This is a genomic window from Synergistaceae bacterium, assembly GCA_017443945.1.
Taxonomy (GTDB): domain Bacteria; phylum Synergistota; class Synergistia; order Synergistales; family Aminobacteriaceae; genus JAFUXM01.
On sequence record JAFSXS010000033.1, the window covers coordinates 1 to 18865 of the forward strand.

The 18865-nt window shown below is 40.9% G+C and carries 25 protein-coding genes and 1 tRNA gene; 13 read left to right on the forward strand and 13 right to left on the reverse strand.

The annotated features are described in order from the left end of the window. The 8 genes from IJT21_03615 to IJT21_03650 all read left to right on the forward strand — a co-directional run. On the forward strand, nt 1–231 hold a 231-nt coding region (locus IJT21_03615), incomplete at its 5' end, for a hypothetical protein (protein MBQ7577340.1). 46 nt (nt 232–277) lie between these two features. After that, nucleotides 278–350, forward strand: a tRNA-Arg gene (locus IJT21_03620). Between the two features lie 304 nt (nt 351–654). Then, complete coding sequence (gene rsmH / locus IJT21_03625; protein ID MBQ7577341.1) at nt 655–1539, forward strand: 16S rRNA (cytosine(1402)-N(4))-methyltransferase RsmH; 885 nt, start codon at nt 655–657, stop codon at nt 1537–1539. A 65-nt stretch (nt 1540–1604) separates the two neighbouring features. Beyond that, nucleotides 1605–1985 (forward strand): hypothetical protein, encoded by a 381-nt coding sequence (locus IJT21_03630; protein MBQ7577342.1) that lies wholly within the window; start codon nt 1605–1607, stop codon nt 1983–1985. A 9-nt stretch (nt 1986–1994) separates the two neighbouring features. Continuing rightward, complete coding sequence (locus IJT21_03635; protein MBQ7577343.1) at nt 1995–3677, forward strand: penicillin-binding protein 2; 1683 nt, start codon at nt 1995–1997, stop codon at nt 3675–3677. Nucleotides 3678–3707: 30 nt separating this feature from the next. Beyond that, nucleotides 3708–5186 carry a UDP-N-acetylmuramoyl-L-alanyl-D-glutamate--2,6-diaminopimelate ligase gene (locus tag IJT21_03640; GenBank protein MBQ7577344.1) on the forward strand — a complete coding sequence of 493 codons (1479 nt, stop codon included), beginning with the start codon at nt 3708–3710 and terminating at the stop codon, nt 5184–5186. Continuing rightward, entirely contained in the window at nt 5187–6536 is a 1350-nt protein-coding gene (locus tag IJT21_03645) for a UDP-N-acetylmuramoyl-tripeptide--D-alanyl-D-alanine ligase (GenBank protein MBQ7577345.1), read from the forward strand. It abuts the gene before it with no gap. After that, complete coding sequence (locus IJT21_03650) at nt 6533–7453, forward strand: phospho-N-acetylmuramoyl-pentapeptide-transferase (protein ID MBQ7577346.1); 921 nt, start codon at nt 6533–6535, stop codon at nt 7451–7453. The genes IJT21_03645 and IJT21_03650 overlap by 4 nt, the downstream gene beginning before the upstream one ends. A gap of 69 nt (nt 7454–7522) precedes the next feature. On the opposite strand, the gene IJT21_03655 is transcribed toward IJT21_03650, so the two are convergent. From IJT21_03655 to IJT21_03670, 4 genes are all read right to left on the reverse strand, one after another. Continuing rightward, on the reverse strand, nt 7523–8044 hold the full coding sequence (locus IJT21_03655) for a C-type lectin domain-containing protein (protein ID MBQ7577347.1): 522 nt from the start codon (nt 8042–8044) through the stop codon (nt 7523–7525). A gap of 63 nt (nt 8045–8107) precedes the next feature. Beyond that, a complete protein-coding gene (locus IJT21_03660; GenBank protein MBQ7577348.1) occupies nt 8108–8977 on the reverse strand; it encodes a MurR/RpiR family transcriptional regulator in 870 nt (289 codons plus the stop codon). Continuing rightward, nucleotides 8967–9548 (reverse strand): hypothetical protein, encoded by a 582-nt coding sequence (locus tag IJT21_03665; GenBank protein ID MBQ7577349.1) that lies wholly within the window; start codon nt 9546–9548, stop codon nt 8967–8969. Before IJT21_03665 ends, IJT21_03660 begins: the two co-directional genes overlap by 11 nt. A gap of 112 nt (nt 9549–9660) precedes the next feature. Further along, nucleotides 9661–9843 (reverse strand): hypothetical protein, encoded by a 183-nt coding sequence (locus tag IJT21_03670; protein MBQ7577350.1) that lies wholly within the window; start codon nt 9841–9843, stop codon nt 9661–9663. Nucleotides 9844–10004: 161 nt separating this feature from the next. Here IJT21_03670 and IJT21_03675 point away from each other — a divergent pair, with 161 nt between their 5' ends. Both IJT21_03675 and IJT21_03680 read left to right on the forward strand, forming a co-directional pair. Then, a complete protein-coding gene (locus IJT21_03675; protein MBQ7577351.1) occupies nt 10005–10238 on the forward strand; it encodes a hypothetical protein in 234 nt (77 codons plus the stop codon). A gap of 12 nt (nt 10239–10250) precedes the next feature. After that, nucleotides 10251–10436, forward strand: a complete 186-nt coding sequence (locus tag IJT21_03680) for a hypothetical protein (GenBank protein ID MBQ7577352.1) — start codon at nt 10251–10253, stop codon at nt 10434–10436. Between the two features lie 453 nt (nt 10437–10889). Here the strand turns inward: IJT21_03680 and IJT21_03685 are convergent, their stop codons facing one another. From IJT21_03685 to IJT21_03725, 9 genes are read right to left on the reverse strand one after another with little or no spacing between them, the layout of a single operon-like run. After that, on the reverse strand, nt 10890–12380 hold the full coding sequence (locus IJT21_03685) for a hypothetical protein (protein ID MBQ7577353.1): 1491 nt from the start codon (nt 12378–12380) through the stop codon (nt 10890–10892). Next, complete coding sequence (locus IJT21_03690) at nt 12377–13882, reverse strand: hypothetical protein (GenBank protein ID MBQ7577354.1); 1506 nt, start codon at nt 13880–13882, stop codon at nt 12377–12379. Before IJT21_03690 ends, IJT21_03685 begins: the two co-directional genes overlap by 4 nt. After that, nucleotides 13879–14313: a cation:proton antiporter subunit C gene (locus tag IJT21_03695; protein ID MBQ7577355.1), complete on the reverse strand. Its 435-nt coding sequence runs from the start codon at nt 14311–14313 to the stop codon at nt 13879–13881. The genes IJT21_03690 and IJT21_03695 overlap by 4 nt, the downstream gene beginning before the upstream one ends. Before the next feature lie 3 nt (nt 14314–14316). After that, entirely contained in the window at nt 14317–15318 is a 1002-nt protein-coding gene (locus IJT21_03700) for a hypothetical protein (protein MBQ7577356.1), read from the reverse strand. Further along, nucleotides 15315–15704 carry a type II toxin-antitoxin system Phd/YefM family antitoxin gene (locus IJT21_03705; GenBank protein ID MBQ7577357.1) on the reverse strand — a complete coding sequence of 130 codons (390 nt, stop codon included), beginning with the start codon at nt 15702–15704 and terminating at the stop codon, nt 15315–15317. Before IJT21_03705 ends, IJT21_03700 begins: the two co-directional genes overlap by 4 nt. Next, nucleotides 15691–15948, reverse strand: coding sequence for a DUF4040 domain-containing protein (locus tag IJT21_03710; GenBank protein MBQ7577358.1), 258 nt, complete (start codon nt 15946–15948; stop codon nt 15691–15693). The genes IJT21_03705 and IJT21_03710 overlap by 14 nt, the downstream gene beginning before the upstream one ends. Then, on the reverse strand, nt 15945–16280 hold the full coding sequence (locus IJT21_03715) for a monovalent cation/H(+) antiporter subunit G (GenBank protein MBQ7577359.1): 336 nt from the start codon (nt 16278–16280) through the stop codon (nt 15945–15947). The genes IJT21_03710 and IJT21_03715 overlap by 4 nt, the downstream gene beginning before the upstream one ends. Continuing rightward, nucleotides 16277–16573 carry a sodium:proton antiporter gene (locus tag IJT21_03720; GenBank protein MBQ7577360.1) on the reverse strand — a complete coding sequence of 99 codons (297 nt, stop codon included), beginning with the start codon at nt 16571–16573 and terminating at the stop codon, nt 16277–16279. Before IJT21_03720 ends, IJT21_03715 begins: the two co-directional genes overlap by 4 nt. Beyond that, nucleotides 16566–17039, reverse strand: a complete 474-nt coding sequence (locus IJT21_03725) for a Na+/H+ antiporter subunit E (GenBank protein MBQ7577361.1) — start codon at nt 17037–17039, stop codon at nt 16566–16568. The genes IJT21_03720 and IJT21_03725 overlap by 8 nt, the downstream gene beginning before the upstream one ends. Nucleotides 17040–17155: 116 nt before the next feature. Between IJT21_03725 and IJT21_03730 the strand changes: the two genes are divergently transcribed. From IJT21_03730 to IJT21_03740, 3 genes are all read left to right on the forward strand, one after another. Further along, nucleotides 17156–17602, forward strand: a complete 447-nt coding sequence (locus tag IJT21_03730; GenBank protein ID MBQ7577362.1) for an ACT domain-containing protein — start codon at nt 17156–17158, stop codon at nt 17600–17602. Nucleotides 17603–17691: 89 nt separating this feature from the next. Then, nucleotides 17692–17967 (forward strand): type II toxin-antitoxin system Phd/YefM family antitoxin, encoded by a 276-nt coding sequence (locus IJT21_03735; protein MBQ7577363.1) that lies wholly within the window; start codon nt 17692–17694, stop codon nt 17965–17967. Continuing rightward, nucleotides 17964–18377 carry a type II toxin-antitoxin system VapC family toxin gene (locus IJT21_03740; protein MBQ7577364.1) on the forward strand — a complete coding sequence of 138 codons (414 nt, stop codon included), beginning with the start codon at nt 17964–17966 and terminating at the stop codon, nt 18375–18377. Before IJT21_03735 ends, IJT21_03740 begins: the two co-directional genes overlap by 4 nt. Nucleotides 18378–18865 lie beyond the last annotated feature (488 nt).

Sequence of the window (18865 nt, forward strand, 5' to 3'; positions counted from 1 at the left end):
GAAGCTAACTATCTCGATTATGACTATGATAACCCTAAATTATTATATAGTTATTCAGCAGACAGACCGAATGATAAATATTTGCGCGGGCTTGAATATCTCGTGTCAATGCTTTTCTTGAGTACATGTTCAGGCTTTATTACATCAATTACAAGCGGTTCAACCGGTGTAATGTGCTTATCGGAAGGCTTTGACTACTTGTACGTATTTGATTTGGGCATTTATTCATAAAGTTTGACAAAAAATATAATTATTGCTATATTTCACGCGTTCAATTGGCCTCGTAGCTCAGTGGATAGAGCGACTGCCTCCTAAGCAGTAGGCCGGGTGTTCGAGTCACCCCGAGGTCGTTAATAAAAAATTTTCCCGCCTTAAATTTATTCACGCAGGCAGCATTTGAGCAGTCAACAAAAAATTTTTAACGAGTCAGAAATATCTTCACGAGAATAATAAATTTTTTCACAATAACGCAAAATAATCTACACGCAAAAATTAACACGATACAAAAAATTTTTTCTTCGCGAGTCTTTATAATTTCTTTAACGAGTCAACATTTTTGTAGTTGTAAATGTAGTTGCAAAAAAATATCGCAGCCCCCGAAAATTTACGAAAACTGCAACATGCATTATTATATCAAAAAAGGAGTCATTATTTATGTATCATGAGCCAGTAATGTTAAATGAAGTTATAAATTTAATTCGCACTCACGCAAATAAATCAAACCTGCGAATCCTTGACGGCACATTGGGACTCGGCGGTTACTCTGAGGCAATGCTGAAAAATTTTTCTGATTCTTACGTTCTCGGCATTGACAGAGACGAATCAGCACTAAATTTTTCGCGCGAAAGACTCAAAGATTTTCACAACTTCGAGGCACTTCACGCAAATTTCGGCAATCTCGACTCGATAATAAAAAATTTTCCTCCCTTTGACGTGTTTGTGTTCGATCTCGGAGTCTCAAACATGCAGATAACTTCACCCGAACGCGGATTTTCTTTCAACGTTGACGGCCCGCTAGATATGAGAATGAATCCCGACGGCGACTCACTCACTGCACGGGAAATTTTGCAGACCTTCGACGCACAGACCCTCGCAAAAATTTTCTGGGATTACGGCGAAGAAAGATTTTCACGTCAAATAGCTAATGCCATCAAGCACACAAAATCGCCCTTAAATACTACGTCAGATCTTGTGAATCTCATTCGCGCGGCACTCCCTCAGCCCGTGCAGAGAAAAATGGGCACTCATCCGGCAAGAAGAGTCTTTCAAGCACTAAGAATTTATATCAACGATGAAACCGGAGAACTTGAACGGCTCATAAAATCTTTACGCACAATAAATAATAACGCGCTTATAATATTTGTAGCTTATCACTCGCTTGAAGACAGGTTAATCAAGAAAAGTTTTAGAGAATGGCAGATAAATAATTTCGGGAAAATTTTAACGCGGCACCCCCTAACACCTTCAGAAAACGAGCTTGAAGCAAATTATAAATCACGCAGCGCAAAGTTACGGGCATTTTTTACTATTTTCAACTAGGCAATTTACGCAAAATATGTTATCATTTTTTCACGTTAATAAATTTTTCGGGGAGGCGAATGACAATGCGTAACAGCAATAAGAACAATAGAATCAAGGTTACATTAAAATTTGTGCTGGCATTAGGAATCGCAGCGAGTCTTGTTGTAGGACTCGGAATATTGAGATTTCATGCCTCACGACTTGCATACTATCTCGAGTCAATCAATCAATCAATACAGAAATATTCGGACGAGGAATTAATTTTGCGTCAAGAACTTTCTGCACTTGTTGCGCCTATAAAAGTTTATTCATACTGCAAAGAAAATCTCGGTATGCAAAAAGTTTTGAAGGCTGAAACTATACCCGTTAGAGTCAGAACCGGCGATCTTGCTGCTTCACGTAATAATAATGACTCAGTAAACGGCGGGTGGCGTTCGAGTCTTGCGTGGCTGTTCGGAAAATAAATTTTTCATATGGCAAATAACAAACGTCTTAACAGGGCCGGAAATCCCTGGATTTTATTTATTCTGTCATTCGTTATCATCGGAGCAACTTTAACCGCGCGTCATTGCTGGCCTAACCCCCGAATCGTCCAGCAGTCGCAGCACCAATACTGGAAGAGAGTCCCGTTAGACTCAACGCGTGGAATCATACAAGACTCTAAAGGCAACGCATTAGTAATTTCTGAAACTCTGCCGTCATTCGCAATAGACCCATCAATAATTGAATCACAAGATATTCCGGAATTATCGCAAATTTTATCGCCTGATATTATGAAACGCGTATTAAATGCAATGGGTACACGTTCGCGCTTTATGTGGCTGAATCACAAAATTTCAGAAGCACAAGCAGCAATCTTCAAAAATTTAGCAAGCAAAGTTAAAGCCGTTATTGAAATCGACGAGCCATACAGAAAATACACGAATCAGCGTTTATTATCGCATGTATTAGGATTCTGCAACGTTGATAATCGCGGACTCGCAGGCATAGAACAAGCATGGGACTCGACTCTTTACAGCCCGCCGGGACAAAAAATTGTTGTGCGCCGTCCCGGAAGTCAGCCCGCCTCACTTTTTGAGGAAGAACCCGAACGCAGAGTCACGCCGATTGTAACTCTTACAGTTGACAGCAGGATTCAATATGTCGTCGAGAAACATTTATTCAAAGCTGCACAGGATAACGGAGCGAAATGGGCCGCTTGCATATGTATGAATCCTTTCACGGGTGAAATTTTTGCGATGTCGAGCTGGCCTGCTTATGATCCGTCAGACAGAAAAACTCTTTTGACAACTGAGTCATTATCTAACGGGGCAGTCAGTCGCGGTTACGAGCCGGGATCTACTTTCAAGCCTATATATTTAAGCATTGCACTTGAGAGAGGCTGGGTGCAGAAGGATGAAATATTTTTCTGTCCTGCACGTTTGAAAGTTGCTGACGGTTACATAAAAGAGTCTTATCCCGTTGCAATGGGAAATATTGACACAGCGCAGTTATTAATAAAATCTTCAAATGTCGGCATGGCTCAAATCGGAATCAGGGCAGAACGTACAAAAATGTATGAAAGTCTCTTAGCGTTCGGATTTGGTCAAGAAACTGATATAGAGCTTCCCGGAGTCGCACGCGGGATTTTGCCTTATCCTGAAAACTGGCGCGGTGTTACTCCTGCAAATATTGCGATTGGTCAGGGCTTGGCCGTTACTCCTCTGCAATTAATTACGGCGATGGCTGCAATAGTCAACGGCGGAAAATTAATGAGTCCTTATATCGTGAAAGAAGCAGTTAATTCACGCGGAGAAATAGTTTACAAGGGTGAACCTAAAGTAATGCGCGAGGTAATTACTCCTGAGACAGCCGAATGGATTAGAGGAGCAATGCGCAGAGTCGTTCTTGAAGGTACCGGCAGACGTGCAGCAACAGAAATTACAGAATTAGCCGGCAAAACAGGAACAGCACAAGTCCCCGAAGGCGGTAAATATTCAGCGACTCGTTATGTTGCGTCATTTATAGGTTTCTGGCCGTACGATAACCCGAAATATTTAATGCTCGTAGTAATCGGCGAACCATCAAGCGGAAGAATCTACGGAGGAGAACTCGCAGCACCGTCATTTAAATCAATAGTTGAAGAAATGGCCGAACTTGAATATTATTCATCATAAAAAATTTTTCACGAAAGCAGGTTATAAAATTTGAGCGCAAAATTAGAAAATATCTTGAGATTCATACGTGAACATGACAAAAATAATTCTGTCCGCGTAAAGAATGACTCTGATTTATCATGTAATATCACTGACGTTATATCAGACAGCAGAGACGTTAAACAGGGGACTCTGTTTGCAGCAATTAAAGGCGAGACATCGGACGGACATAATTTCATTCAATCAGCAGAGTCAAACGGTGCAAGCGCGATTTTGTGTGAACGTGAAGTAGACTCGAATTTACCGCAAATTATTGTTCCCAGAGTCCGTGATTATTTAGGCGAGACTGCCTCACTTGTATATAATCATCCGTCAAGCAAATTATTAATGGTCGGTGTAACAGGCACTAACGGAAAAACTACAACTACATATATAATTAGAAGCATTTTACAGGCTGCCGGAGTAAAAACGGGTTTATTAGGCACAATTATAGAAAGCGACGGCGACACAGAAAAGGACGCAGACAGAACGACTCCCGAAAGCTGTATAATTCAGAGACAATTATTTAACATGGTCAACAACGGCTGCGGGGCTTGCGTAATGGAGACTTCATCGCACGGGCTTTATCTCGGACGCATTAAGGGAACTTTGTACGACATAGCAATATTCACAAATTTATATCCTGAACACTTAGATTTTCACTTGAACATGGATAATTATTTTGCGGCAAAAAAATTATTATTCACTGACTACACAAAGCAGAATTTTACGGGAGCAGCAAATTTTGATGACTTGTTCGGCAAAAGATTATTAGCTGAATTTAACGGAAAAATTATCGGTTTCGGACTCGGTGAAGACGCTGACTCAAAAGTTATAGCCTCATATACGAGCATTAACGGGACTGATTTAGCAATTGAATGCACAAAATACGGCTCTATTCGATTACGTTCGCCCCTTGTCGGCGATTATAATATCATGAACACTCTTTGTGCTGTTACAGCGATGAGAGGCCGTGTAGATGACTCTTCAATAATTGACGGTGTTGCAAATGTTCCTCAAGTGCCCGGAAGACTCGAAAGAATCGATTTGCCTAATGGTGCGTGCTGCTTTGTAGATTTTGCGCATACTCCTTCAGCGTTAAAAAGTGTCTTGAGCGTAATACGTAAATTATCAGGCAATGACGCAAGAATTATATCTATATTCGGACACGGCGGAGGACGTTACGAGCAGAACAGACCCGAATTAGCTAGATCTGCATCACAATTCGCAAATGAAATAATTATCACTTCCGACAATGCACGCGACGAAGACCCGCAGAAAATCGCAGACTCAATCGCAGCAGGAGCATCTATCCCGTACAAAATTATGCTTGACAGGGCCGAAGCTGTAAAATTTGCGCTTGATAACTCAAAGAAGGGCGATATACTCGTAATAACGGGAAAAGGGCCGGAGAAATTTATCACGATCAAGGACAAAAAAATCCCGTTCAATGACTCACAAGCAGTTAAACAATGGAGGGACTCGCACTAAATGAACATGACTCTAAAACAATTATTCGGCGATAAAGCAAAAAATTTCGCTGATATTGAATTTCCTTCACACCTGGCGACCGACAGCAGAGACGTTAAACCGGGCAGCGCATTTATTGCACTCGAAGGCGAGAAGACTGACGGACATAAATATATTTCGCAGGCAATCAACAACGGTGCAGCACTCATTATCGCACGAACGGGCAAGGCTCCCGAAAATTTGAATATTCCCGTAATTGAGCTTGATAACCCGGAAAGAGATTTAGCAAGTGTTGCAGCAAAAAAATTAGCAGATCATAATTTACAGGAAGTTATAGGCATTACAGGCAGCGTCGGCAAGACAACAACAAGAGCAGCGTTACAAAAAGTTTTGAGCTCACATTTTCGAGTTCATGCCCCCGTCCGCAGCTTTAACACGTTAATTGGCTGTACTGCAACGATAATGGCCATGCCCCTTGACACTGAAATATTAATTCTTGAGTTCGGAGCAAATAAGCCCGGAGAGATTCGCGAATTAACGGATTATTTTCCGCCTACAATGTCAGTGTTGACAGCAATAGAACCTGTGCACCTTGAAGGATTCGGGACTCTTAACGGGGTATTGCGTGAAAAGCTCGAAATAACAAACTCGCCGTTAATGACCAGCATTGTTTATAACAACGATAATGCATTACTCAGCGAAAATTTTAAATATGTCGTTAAATCAATGGGAGTCGGTGAATGGAAGGACTCAGATTTTGTTATAAGTCTCGATAATTCAGAATATAATTTGCCGGCGATGTCATTTGTATTAGCTCACAGACCGACTCAAGAAGTAGCGCGATTCACTGCAAATGTATGGGGACGACATAATGTAATGCCGTTAGCTTTGGCTGCTGCTGTAGGTCATGAATTAGGAATCAGATTGCAGGAGTCTTCAAATGCTTTGCGCGATTTCGAGGCTTTATCAGGACGAGGCAGAATAATTTTCCCTGAAGAGAATAAATTTATAGTTGATGACGCTTATAACGCGAACCCCGCATCAATGAAGGCATCTCTTGAAACTTTTGCGAGAGTCCAGACTTCCGGAAAAATTGCGGTACTCGGTGATATGTTAGAACTCGGCAGGAACGAAATTTATTATCACAAAGAGTTAGAGCCGTTACTAGATAATATTGACTGTGTGATTCTTGTCGGAAAATTATGGCACGAGGCATTGAAGGAAAATCCGAGATACATTTTTGCACCTGACTGGCAAGCGGGCTTAAACGAGCTAAGAAACGTGATGAATAAACTTGACTGGCACGGAATATTAGTAAAGGCCTCACAAAGCGTCGGACTTAGCAACATAGTAAAGGATTTGACAGCATGAATTTTTACTATGCGGCAATTTTTCTTGTGTTGAGTGTGATTTTACAGGCTGTCTGGATAAGGATTCAGAGGCACATACATTTGACTCAGCAGCAAAAATCTTACGGCGTAAATATCGAAGTTGAAATAAAATCGGCTACTCCTTCAATGGGGGGAGTAGTTTTTTTGTGTCTTGCAATAATTGCGTTAATTCTTGATTTCTCGTTTGACTCGTTAATATTCTGGTCATTGCCTGTTTTGAGCGGCTTAATAGGCTTTATTGATGACTGGCTGAAATTCAGATCACACACGAGCGAAGGATTTAGGAGTCTTGCAAAATTGAAGCTGCAATTAATTTTGTGTGCTGTCTGGGTAATTGTTGTATTTTTGCGGGGGAAATTAGCACTTTGGCCGGGGATTAATGATTTTAACGGGTGGCTTGCGATTCCGTTAGCGTTCTTGATGACAGCAGGGACGATTAACGCCGTAAATATAACTGATGGACTTGACGGTTTAGCGGCTGGGAGCTTTCTTATTTCGATGGGAGTAATGCTGTTATTGATTCCTGTAAATGACTTCAACGCAAAAATTTTAGTTGAGTTATTCTTTATGACAGCTGGATTCTTATGCTTTAACACTCGTCCTGCAAAAACTTTTATGGGCGATACTGGCTCTCATTTTCTGGGCGGTGCTTTAGCTGCATTGTGCGTAATGAACGGCCGTACGTTTGCGATAATTCCGGCGGGATTCATATTTATTCTTGAAATGTTGTCGTCAGCGATTCAGATTTTCACGATTAGGAAGCTCAACAAAAAAATTTTCCTGATGGCACCTTTACACCATCACTATCAGAAAAAGGGACTCGATGAGACTGCAGTTACTATAAGATTTTGGCTGTTTCATGCTGTAGGGGCTGTATTGATTGCACTTGCTATGTGAAAAATGTATATCTGCTTGTAATATAAATAAATTCCCCCGTGAAATGACTCGCAGGGGAAAAAATTTTTTCTAGCGTCCGTAATAATAATTAACTGTCTCCTCAGCATTTGATAACGTTCTTGAGCTGTCGTCGTCCCATTCGCAAATAAAGCCATATAGAGACCTTGACGGCCAAAAATTATCGTTGTGATCGTTCCATCCCCATCGGCCAGTGTGATAATTAGTAATCTGTAAATATGGTTCTCCGTAGTCAGCGTCGTTAGGTTCTCCGGGACTCCAATTTGTATATCTGAATGGTTCGCCCGTTACCCATGCCCAGCCGTAGCCGTCATTTAATCTGAATCCGCCCAGCCAGTAAAAACGCCTGTTTTGACAGATACTGACGATAAAATTATTTTCTGCTCTTGATGTAATTGTCGCGAGATGTCCGCCCATTTCCTCACATCTTATTTTTGCGTCATACCATGTTAAATTGTGCTCAAATACTCTGTAAAGGCGGCCTTTGAATCTGTAAAATTTGCCTGAAGCCGCAAACGCCGACGAACACAGAGTCAGAATTAATGCTAATGCTGCAACGTGTTTAAATTTCATTTAATAGCCTCCTCCATCAAATAAAAAAATTCCCCCGTGAATGACTCGCAGGGGAAAAAATTTTTAATATCTCAATCTGTAAGCCGGAAAATAAACTCTTTCATCACTGAGATTTTCTCGTTGTGCTGCTAGGGCTTTCTCTGCGTCCTTGCCCATTTTTCGCGCTAAAATCGTCGTAAGTGCCTGAACAGCAAACATTGAACCTATTAGACTGCTCCCGAACAAAGGCGATTTATCACTCACAAAAAATTGCATTTGCGCAAATGAACACACCGGAGCGGCCGGACTGTCAGTTATTACAGCGATTTTGCATTTAGTGCGCGATGAAATTTGCTTTACTGCCTCTGTGATTTCTATTACGTAGCTTGGAAGTTCACACACGATTAACATATCATTTTCGCTGATTCCTCTTGACTGTTCGAGCAATGAGAGAGACCCCCGACGCATTAAGACACTTTTAAGGCCGAGCTCAGCAAATCTCGTGTAAAGCCATTCAGCCGGCATCGCAGAAATTCCCCAGCCCATGCAGTAAATTACGTCTGAATCTTTTGCGGCATTGCAGAAATTGTGAATACCATCGCGGTTGAGCATAAAATTTTGTGAAGTCTGCTGAATATTTGCCTGCTCAAGTTTCGCTAAATCTTCGGGCGTTTCGTCAGCGTATTCAGTGTCAATATTTGAAGTCGGATTAATTCTCTGCAATAACTGCTGCTTTAGTGCGTGCTTGAGATCCGCATAACCTTCAAAACCGAGCATTCTTGAGACTCTTACAAGCTGTGCCCTTGAGACTTCTAATTTGTCTGCTGTTTCGCTGATTGACTGGAAAGCGGCTTCTGATGGATTTGATAGTAAGTATTCTGCTACGCGCCGAGTTTTTGTCGGGAAATGAGTTAATCGGCCTCGTATTCGTTCTTCTAATCTGTTAATCTCCATTTTCTATTCCTGCGCACCTCACGTAATTAACTCCGCTGCCTCGTGAAGATCTTAATGTGCCTTCAACTTTTACGGGGTCGGAGTCATTCATTCCTGCTAAAATTTTTCGTAATTCCTCATCATAGACTCTGACAACAAGAAAATCACGCCTTGAATGTCCGTCTAATTCTTGATTCTCCTGCCTGACTGCGAATCTTATATATTTTCCTGTACCTGTCTCGCCTTCTGCCTGAGCTTTTATCGTGTGAACATACCCAGAAATTTTTACGGAGTTTTCGAGCGCGCCTAATTCTTTAAGCTCTTCGACTTCGAGAACAGCCAAATATAATTCACCGCTGCCCTTTGACGAACGCAGAACGCCTTTTACTTTAATGGGCGTATTTTCCGGCATAGACTTTAATTTTTCCTGAACATCTGACGGGAAAGCACGCGCATTGAGAAAATCTTTGCGGGTTGTTCCGTCGCTCCATAAATTTTCATGCCTCACTGAAAACGGAAAATATTTGCTGCTCTTCTTGCCGCTCAAATGGTGCAGGAGTCCGGATAAAATTACTTCGTTCAAATAGTTCATAGGGTATCAATCCTTTCATTAAATAAATTTGATTCTCTTGCCAGTATTTTACAACATTTTGTATAATAATTTGAATCACAATAAATGCTATAAAATTTTTACGAGGGTAAATTTATAAAATTTTGCATGTTCGCGCAGACGTGTTTATGATAGCAGCTAATGACGCGCAACCGGTAATAAAATTTATCAACGTTCCTGCAAACAATTCCGTCAAGACATCCCCGACATCAACATAACCCAACACGGCCTTCTCTGACATAACAAAGTATGATAAATATGCGGACTGTAAATGCAAAAGGTCTTATCGCGCTTAATTACCCGAATAAAAGATTTATGGCGTTATGCTAAAATCTCTATGCACATATGAACACGTTACATGCTTTATGCTTTGTTCTGTGCTATTTTTATTTTCCGAATACTTGATGAATCAAAATTTTATTCAGGACTATTTTCGGAGTGAGTGCTGCTGCTCTTGCTGGTTTCTTTGCTGCTTTGGTAATTCATGGTTATTTGCGCAGTGATTCAGGAATTATTGACGGTCTCAATGCAATTTATTATCAAGATGTATTAAGGCGCACATTTGGTGATGCAAAGAACTTTTCTAGTTTTTTTGCGGAATCATTAAATTCTTCAGTTTTTCATGTACTCTGGCTGTATCTGAAAAAGAAACCTACAGGAATAATTGCTTGAGCCTTATTAATCATGTCTATAATTTCTTGTGTAACTGCAAAACGTCATAATCTGCCGATAAAGCGCGACATAATTTCATTCTTGACGGGTATATCATGGTTTGTGCTTGCTAAGGGATATTCTTACGTTCATACATTTATTTACGGCGTTATATGTCTTTCTGAGTCAAAGAATTATGATAATTATTCCCGACAGTGAGAGGCGCGAAAAACTTTTATCTCAGGCAAAAATTTTTGTGAGCAGGATTCTATTTCTCTAGCATCAGTAAAGCCTACGCCGGATTCGCTTCAACAGGGGGAAAAATTTTATAGCAAATGAACTTGAATCGCTGTAAAAAGTTTTTCGTGAAAAATTGCTGCATTAACAAAAAATTTTTATTCATGAACTTATGCGATAACGTAAATGAGACAAGATTTTTATATTAGTAAAAGTATTAGTAAAATTATTTTCCCGCTGAAAAGATTATAAACTTGTTTGGAAGATATTTTATCACATAATATGCCTTAGATGTCTTGAAAATTTTAATGCGGAATAAATAAATATTTTCGTGCCGTAAATTATTTCAGACGTGGGGGAGCAGATAAGATTTTCATCATTTACAGATTGCAAAATAAATCCCCCTGCATAGCACTTCAAACAGGGGGGAAAATTTTATAGCACTACAGAAATTATTTTACCGTTCACAAAATCTATCAGAGTTCCCGCAAACAATCCCGTCAAGACCGCCCCCGCTGCAAGCAATAATAACGGAATCCTCATATTTAGCGGCAAATGAAACGGCACAACATTTGAATAATCATAATCATCGCCCGGAAAAAATGAGTCAGTAACTATCGGCAGCAAGTAACCAGCAGTCAATAACGCGCTTATCATCAGCACAACAACTCCGGCCAAACCAATTTTACCGAGTCCAAGTGCACCCGAAGCCATAAACCATTTCGCAGAGAATCCCCCGCTGATCGGAAGACCTATCAACGACACTGACGCAAGCGCAAAACAAGTCATTGTAATGGGTAATTCTTTCCCGACTCCTTGTAACTGGTCGGCATAGTGATAATTTGCGCCCTGTAATGTGAAATAAATTACTACACCAGCACTCAAGAATAAGCAGCTCTTAGACATCGCATGAGCAGCAATCTGCAAAACCGCGCCCCTTATCCCGTCCGGAGTCAATAACATCATAGCAAATACTACATAAGAGACTTGACTCACCGTTGACCATGCAATACGCTTCTTTAAGTGCTTCTCAGTGAATGCCATCATTGACCCCGTGAAAATAGTTATCAAGGCCATTATTAATATCGCACTCTGAACCCACGTCCCGCGCAAAAATTTATCTCCGACTACATAATAAATCACTCTGAACATCGCTATAACTCCGCCCTTTGTGATTAATCCTGATAGTACAGCACTCGCAGGAGTCGGCGCAACAGGATGAGCAGTCGGCAGCCACGCATGAAGAGGAACGAGTCCAGCCTTAGCACCAAATCCCACCAGAGTCAAAAATGTTACAGTCAGAATCATTGACTCGTTTTTATCGGCAGTTATCCGCGCAATATCGAGCACTCCTCCCGGCGTAAATTCCATTGAGACTCCGTAAATGTGAAAGAAAAAGAATCCTCCCAGCGCAAGAGCAGCCCCCGCAAGAGAATATAACAAATATGAAACTGTCGCCCTTATAGCTTCCCTTTGCTGAGAATGCATCACTAACGGCAGAGTCATAAATGTCATAAGCTCATAGAATAAATATAGAGTCAATAAATTTGCAGCACACGCAACACCGATTAATATTCCAAAAATTGACAGAAAAAACGCGTAGAATCTATCAACAGGAGGACGGCGGCGCAAATATTCAAATGCATAAAGAGTAACTAACGGCCATATAAACGCAACTAGACACGCAAACGCCCTCGCAGGATAATCAAATTTGAACGCTATAGAAAGTGTGTCAGTTATCCGCCATAAAATTATTAAATTCTCGTGAGTCATGAACGCAGCCGCAAAAGTTATCGCAGCATTTAAGAACGTCATCACACCGACGTAAACGTGCCTGTCCTCGAAAATCGGCCGAGAGAAAAGCGCAAACCCCGCCACAATCGGAAATATTACGGGAATCAGAGTCAAAAAATTGTTGCCTGTCATAGTACGTTAACTCCTCTCGTTATGAGTCTCAATAAAGGCACGCAGAATAATCCCAGATAAAAATTTAACGCGATAAATATTCCCATTGAAATTTTATATAATCTCGTCGGAGCAGGTGCTGTAAAATTTTTGTGCGCGTCCTTATGGTGAGTCAAGATTACTATTACTGCCGGAACATAATATAACGCATTTAACACCGAACTTGCAGCAAGTGCCGTTAATGACCATATAACAACAGAGCTGTCAAATGACGCAAGAGTCAGACTCAATTTTGACGCAAACCCCGCGAATCCCGGAATCCCCATCATCGAGAACGCACCAACAGCAAGTCCAAGCCCCGCCCATGGGTTAACGTAAAATGTTCCCATTAAAGCGTGAAGACCTTTTTTGTGTCCTGCTGCATTGCTGAGTCCTCCTGCTGCCGTAAATAACATAGGTTTTATGCACGCGTGAACTATAATATGAAGACATGCCGCCGCGATTCCTGCACTTGTATTTAATCCTACGCCCAGAAAAATATAACCCACTTGCGCAACACTCGACCATGCTATCATTCGTTTGACGTTGCTTTGTCTCAATGCGTGAACAGATCCCATAATCATAGCAAGCAGGCCAAGAATAAATATAACCGTGTCCATTCGCAAAAAATGAATCACATCAAGGCCGAATACCCGATAAAAAATTTTTATGATCGTGAAAATATGTCCCTTCAGCACTAAACCCGATAATATTGCGCTTGAAGCATTTGTTGAACTCCCGTGAGCGTCAGGAAGCCACGCCGCAAAAGGATATAACGCGCTTTTTATTGCGAGTCCCGTCGTAATTAATGCAAGTGAGACAGTCAGAGGCATTAAATAACTTTTTGTAGCAACTAAAACTTTTATGGCAGCGTTCATGTTCTGCATTAATAAATGTCCGGTCAAGTCATAAAGTAAGCAAATCGCAATCATTACGAGTCCCGACCCTACAAGACTCATTACTAAATAACGCAGAGCAGCTCTAGTTGTCTCCGGGCCCTCTTTTACTGCAACGATAGAACACGCCGCAATTGTATTTATCTCGATGAACACATAAGCTGTGAATAAATCATTTGTGTACGTCAAAGCTAATAACGAGGCCGTCAATAAATTCACGAGAACGCAGAAAATTTGTCTTCTTGACGGTGCAATATCTTCAGCAGTCGATGAGAAATTACCCAGCAAAGATAACAGCATGGCCGCGCAAAAAACGAGCGATAATACAGCTTCAAGAGGCCCGGCTCTTAATTCATTGCCCCATGGTGCCGGAAAATGTCCCATAGGAAAATTAAAGCTGAGAGTCTGTGCTGAACTTGTGAGCGAATAAAGCAAGTATCCCGAAAGAATCATCACAAAGCCTATCACATAGCAAGATAATTTTTCAGGGAGTCTATTTTTATTCGGCAAAATCGGCGTAATAATTGCGGCTGTCATCAGCAAAAATATACTTGCAAACGGAATATTGTAAGCTAATAAATTTATCATGCCAGCACGTCCTCTTCTGCACTGTCAATTTTTGACTCTAATTCTTCCTGCTCTTGAGTCATCTTTAATAGTGCCTCGTCGATATTTAATGTCCCGTAATATTCATAAAGTTTCAGAGTCAAAGCTAAGGCAACAGCAGTAACGCTCACACTTACGACTATTCCCGTTAAAACAAGTCCGGCGGGAACAGGATTCACATATAAATTTGCGGAATTAAGCCAGCCCCCTGATCCATTCTCTAATAAAATCGGAGCTGAACGGCCTGCAACATATCCCTTAGCAGCAAGAAATAAATATACAGCTGTATCCATTATGTTAAGTCCGATAATTTTCTTGATTAAATTTCGCTGTAATAATAGATTTGTGAGTCCTATACCCGACAAAATAACAGCCGCTGCTTCATAGTGATTCAATAATAATTTTTCGAGCATAATTTATATTTCCCCCTCACTGAAAAGCGCATAGAACCCGTAAAGAGTCCCCGCAACTATCAAGCCCACGCAGATATTTAACGGTAAAATTAATCCGCCGCTTAAAATATTTCCGATTGTACCCTTAGGAATTATTGAATGATAGTGATTTGCTCCCGTGAAAAATGAATAACCTTTAGACATCGCATAAATCATTAAAGCCGTAGAACTGGAAATTATAAATGTCCGCTCGTTAAAAAATTTATGTACCCGATCGAACCCGTAAGCATTTGCACATAATATTAAAGCTGTACTCAATATCGCACCGCCGGAAAATCCCCCGCCCGGAGTCAAATGCCCGTTAATTACGACTACGCAGCCCATTAACAAAATTGCAGGAATCGACAACGACGCAACCGCACGCAAAATCGAGTCATCTCGCCTGAATTTATTTAGACTCAAGGATGGGGGCCCGCGCTGTAAAAAGTTTTTGCCTGACTCGTTTAATTTTGGTAATCTCTCGTTATTGAGCAAATTTTTTCGTGAAGCTCCCAGAATCATTAAGACACTTACAGCAGCAGTGAACAAAACCGCCGACTCTCCGAATGTGTCAAACGCTCTGTAATCGAGTATGAGTCCTGCTACGATATTTTGTGCGCCTGTCTCATGTCCGCCGTGTTCGATGTAGCGTCTAATTACTTCATTATTTGCGGGATTCTTTTCATCGCCGAACGGTGGCAGCTCCGCAACTGTAGCAAGCAGTAACGAGACAATAACTATGCAAGTTAAGACGCTCAAGCCCGCATAAACCTGCGAAAAAATGTGCAGTCCGTGAATCTCAAGCCACTGATTATAGCGTTCTCTTAGTGTTGCCTCATGGAAGCGCGAATATTTGTCCTTTGGCTTTTGCGTGAATGGCAGATCCGGCGGCGGTTCAGGGGGTATGACTTCATTTTCAGGTCTTGGCCCGTTGCCCGATATCCAGTTAAAAAATTTCTGCCAGATTAATTTTATTTCTTCGTTCAATCGTGTATGACTCCTTTCGTGTGAAAAAATTTTACATGTATGTTTTTGCTGCGACCAACAATAGCAGCTGATAAGGTTTTCGACCTTGACTTTGCCGTTATAGCTTTTAAAGTGTTTTCACTATAAAGGTTGCTCCATTCCTCATTAGGATCATATTCTTTGCACTCGTCTAGTGATTCTTGTCTTGCCTGATTAATGCTTTCAACCATACCCGGAATCGAATGCAAATATAAAGTTTCCTGCAATGAATCCCAGTCATCTTCAGAAATAAGAACAGCGTTTTTGCCGTTATCGTTAAGAATCATTACAGGGGAGCTGTTGTCATTTACTTCTGATAGAAGCTCGAAAAATTGTCCCCTTGCCTTATTTGCGTTAAGTATTCTCATCGTGTTTGTGCTCTAATTGCCCGATTTTACGCAGTGCCAGAAAAAATAAAACGCTCGTTACTCCCGCACCGACAGCAGCTTCTGTTATGGCCAAGTCCGGAGATCTTAATAACACCCATATAACCGCCATTACAAGACTGTAGCTCATGAATATAATTACGGAATTAAGCAAACTTTTCGAGACTGATACAGCAACAGCGCACACTATCAAGAAAATTAATAACAGCCATTCTACAACAATCATAATTTTTTACCGCCTCCGGTCAAGTCAATATAATCGCAAATTAAATTTAAATCCGGGTTAGTCTCGACTTCTGCACGCGCTATTAAATGACTCGCCGCAGGATTGCACAGCCATAAAAATATAATCACCAGAAATAATTTCAGCGAGAAGACATTTGCTCCCGACAAAATTATTAATCCCGCAAGAACAAGCAAAGCCCCTAAAGTATCGCACTTTGCAGCAACGTGAATCCTATTAAGCATCGTCGAAAATCTGAATATCCCGACAGTAGCAAGGCCAAGCACTAATAATCCCGCAAGCACAAGCACTCCCGCAATAATTACACGAATCATGACTCTTTCTCGTCCTCCTTTTTCTCAATTACTGAACGCGCAAGCACTACCACCGACAAAAAATTTATTATCGCGTAAATCAAGCATACATCAACTAAATAATTTTCGCCGATTATCAGAGCCAGCACAGCAATTAATAAAATTACTTTCGTGCCGATTATGTTAGCTGCAATAATCCTGTCTGAAAATCTCGGCCCTAACGCAGCACGCAAGAGACAAATAAAAATTGTAACCGACAAAAATATAACGCTGCCGATTAGTAAAAAATTTCTTAACTCTTCAGGACTAGGCATTGACTCGCGCCTCCATTCTTGACAATAAACGCTCGAATAAACTTCCTTCGAGTCCGTGTGCTATTTCGCGATTCAGTGCGTGAACTAATAATTCATTGCCCTCAAGTGAAACTGTAATAGTTCCCGGCGTTAAAGTTATGGAATTTGCAAGAGCAGCCCTCGCCGCTTGAGTCTTTAATGGAGTCTGGAATCTCACAAGACAAGGCTCAACGTCAATTTCAGGCGCAAGAACGAGTCTTATAATCGCAAAATTTGCCCGCACAATTTCAATTAACAGGACAACCGCATAAATAATTACGTCAGGCAAGAGAGTCAAAAATTTCAAGTATGACCCCGAAAAATTAATCTTCATGACCCTTTTCACGAATAAATCAAGCAGAACAGCAGCAATAACGCCCGAAATAAAAATTTCCCACGTCAAGCGGCCGTTAAAAATTACCCATAATGTAAAATATACGAGGCTCAATAAATAACTACCTCCCTATTAAATAAATTTGCTTGTATGAACGATAAAATAAATTTTAGCATAGCATGTGATAAAATCTGCAAGTCTATATAATTTGTAAGGAGATAAAATTTTTCATGAGCAATATTACATTTAATGATAACTGCGTTCACGTCGTTTTTCTCGGAGTCCCTAACGTGCCGGGAATAGCCGCAGAAATTTTCAGCGTTTTATCGGAGCATTCAGTAAGTGTCAGCATGGTAACGCAAAATACAATGAGGGGCGGACGTTCTGATTTATCGTTCTTGATTCAGCGTGAAAAACTTGATGAAATGATTCCTGTCTGCCGTGAAGCTGCTGCAAAGGTCGGCGGTCAAGGCGTTTCATTTGCAACAGAAGTAGCGGCCATCACAGTAGATTTGAAATCTGACTCAGCAAATATCCTCGCGAAAATGTTCAAGGCTCTTGCGTCCGTAAATGTGAACATAGAAATTATTAATTCAACGTCAGAGAGCGCGATTTGTATAGTGAGTCTTACTAAGGCTCGTGAGGGTTTAGAGGCGTTAAAGAGAGTATTTGACTGATTCAGCAAATTTTACGTTGTGAAGTTCGTTGTTCCTGCTAACATAATGGGCAGGAAATTTTTATATTTATATAATGGAGGCAAAAATTTATGATTTATACGAATCTTAAGGAAGCAAAAGAACGTCTATACGAATTTGTAATGATGCTTGAAGACGGCGATGAGAGTCAAATTGTCATTACACGCAGAGGTGAGCCGACCGCAAAAATATTAAGGTATCACACAGACCCAAGCGGAAAACGCAAGCTCGGTTTAGGGAAATTTAATTTCTCGCCCGCTAATCAAGCAGAATTTGACGCACTCGATGAAGAAATCGCAAAAGAAATGCTGGAAGGAAAGTTATTCCCCGATGAAGTATCTAATTGACAACTCATATTTTGTTATGGGCCGTCGACGAAGAAAAAAGCCGTATGCTCACATCAAGAACTAGATCTATTTTGTCGAACGAAAACAATCAAATATATTATAGCCCTGTCTCAATATGGGAAATAATCATGAAGCAGCAAAAGAATCCGGGACAACTTACTAAATTGCCCATTAGAGAATTTGTAGAAAAATGCAAGCAAATGGATTTTCAGGAATTACAACTAAATACGATTCATGTATACGAATTAGGGACTCTTTCACGCCCTGAAAACGCCCCGAAACATAATGACCCGTTCGATAGAATATTAATCGCTCAGGCAAAAGCTGAAGGCATGAGATTCTTGACACATGATGACTTGCTCAATGACTACGACGAAGATTGCGTAATAATCGTACGAGTCTCTAATTGATTCTACTGCTAAAATTTATACGTAATTTTACTGATACACAAAACAAAAACTCCGTTGTATTATACTCACTGTCCTACGGGAATTACGTAGAACAAAATCGTAAAGAAAACCGACGCAGTACCGAAAACCGGACGGCAGGAGAGTGAGGCGCAAATCCCCCACGAGCCATTAAGGAAAAGTAAGTGCGAAGGAACGCAGGAGGTCGGAAGACAAGCCCGACGAACTGTCAGAAGGGACAGAAAGGAAACAAGGTAACTTTCCGCACCCCCACAGCTCAGGGCAACATAAAAGACTTGAGTGCGTAAACAGTTTTTACGATAGTTTATTGACAATTTAATAGGGGGTTATTTATAATGAAAAAATTAGCAGCTTTATTAGCTATTGTTTCAGTAGCAGTACTTGCAGCCCCGGCTCTTTCGGCAACAAATCCCTTCATGGACGTACCGATGAACCACTGGGCATATGATGCAATCGGTCAGTTAGCAGCA

Excerpts from the sequence above, each read along its gene's own strand:
- IJT21_03655 (MBQ7577347.1), bottom strand. The coding sequence starts at position 8,044 with ATGAAATTTAAACACGTTGCAGCATTAGCATTAATTCTGACTCTGTGT.
- IJT21_03705 (MBQ7577357.1), bottom strand. The coding sequence starts at position 15,704 with ATGAGAATACTTAACGCAAATAAGGCAAGGGGACAATTTTTCGAGCTT.
- IJT21_03645 (MBQ7577345.1), top strand. The coding sequence starts at position 5,187 with ATGAACATGACTCTAAAACAATTATTCGGCGATAAAGCAAAAAATTTC.
- rsmH (MBQ7577341.1), top strand. The coding sequence starts at position 655 with ATGTATCATGAGCCAGTAATGTTAAATGAAGTTATAAATTTAATTCGC.
- IJT21_03695 (MBQ7577355.1), bottom strand. The coding sequence starts at position 14,313 with ATGCTCGAAAAATTATTATTGAATCACTATGAAGCAGCGGCTGTTATT.
- IJT21_03650 (MBQ7577346.1), top strand. The coding sequence starts at position 6,533 with ATGAATTTTTACTATGCGGCAATTTTTCTTGTGTTGAGTGTGATTTTA.
- IJT21_03680 (MBQ7577352.1), top strand. The coding sequence starts at position 10,251 with ATGTCTATAATTTCTTGTGTAACTGCAAAACGTCATAATCTGCCGATA.
- IJT21_03730 (MBQ7577362.1), top strand. The coding sequence starts at position 17,156 with ATGAGCAATATTACATTTAATGATAACTGCGTTCACGTCGTTTTTCTC.
- IJT21_03685 (MBQ7577353.1), bottom strand. The coding sequence starts at position 12,380 with ATGACAGGCAACAATTTTTTGACTCTGATTCCCGTAATATTTCCGATT.
- IJT21_03630 (MBQ7577342.1), top strand. The coding sequence starts at position 1,605 with ATGCGTAACAGCAATAAGAACAATAGAATCAAGGTTACATTAAAATTT.
- IJT21_03635 (MBQ7577343.1), top strand. The coding sequence starts at position 1,995 with ATGGCAAATAACAAACGTCTTAACAGGGCCGGAAATCCCTGGATTTTA.
- IJT21_03710 (MBQ7577358.1), bottom strand. The coding sequence starts at position 15,948 with ATGATTGTTGTAGAATGGCTGTTATTAATTTTCTTGATAGTGTGCGCT.
- IJT21_03720 (MBQ7577360.1), bottom strand. The coding sequence starts at position 16,573 with ATGCCTAGTCCTGAAGAGTTAAGAAATTTTTTACTAATCGGCAGCGTT.
- IJT21_03735 (MBQ7577363.1), top strand. The coding sequence starts at position 17,692 with ATGATTTATACGAATCTTAAGGAAGCAAAAGAACGTCTATACGAATTT.
- IJT21_03660 (MBQ7577348.1), bottom strand. The coding sequence starts at position 8,977 with ATGGAGATTAACAGATTAGAAGAACGAATACGAGGCCGATTAACTCAT.
- IJT21_03715 (MBQ7577359.1), bottom strand. The coding sequence starts at position 16,280 with ATGATTCGTGTAATTATTGCGGGAGTGCTTGTGCTTGCGGGATTATTA.
- IJT21_03665 (MBQ7577349.1), bottom strand. The coding sequence starts at position 9,548 with ATGAACTATTTGAACGAAGTAATTTTATCCGGACTCCTGCACCATTTG.
- IJT21_03690 (MBQ7577354.1), bottom strand. The coding sequence starts at position 13,882 with ATGATAAATTTATTAGCTTACAATATTCCGTTTGCAAGTATATTTTTG.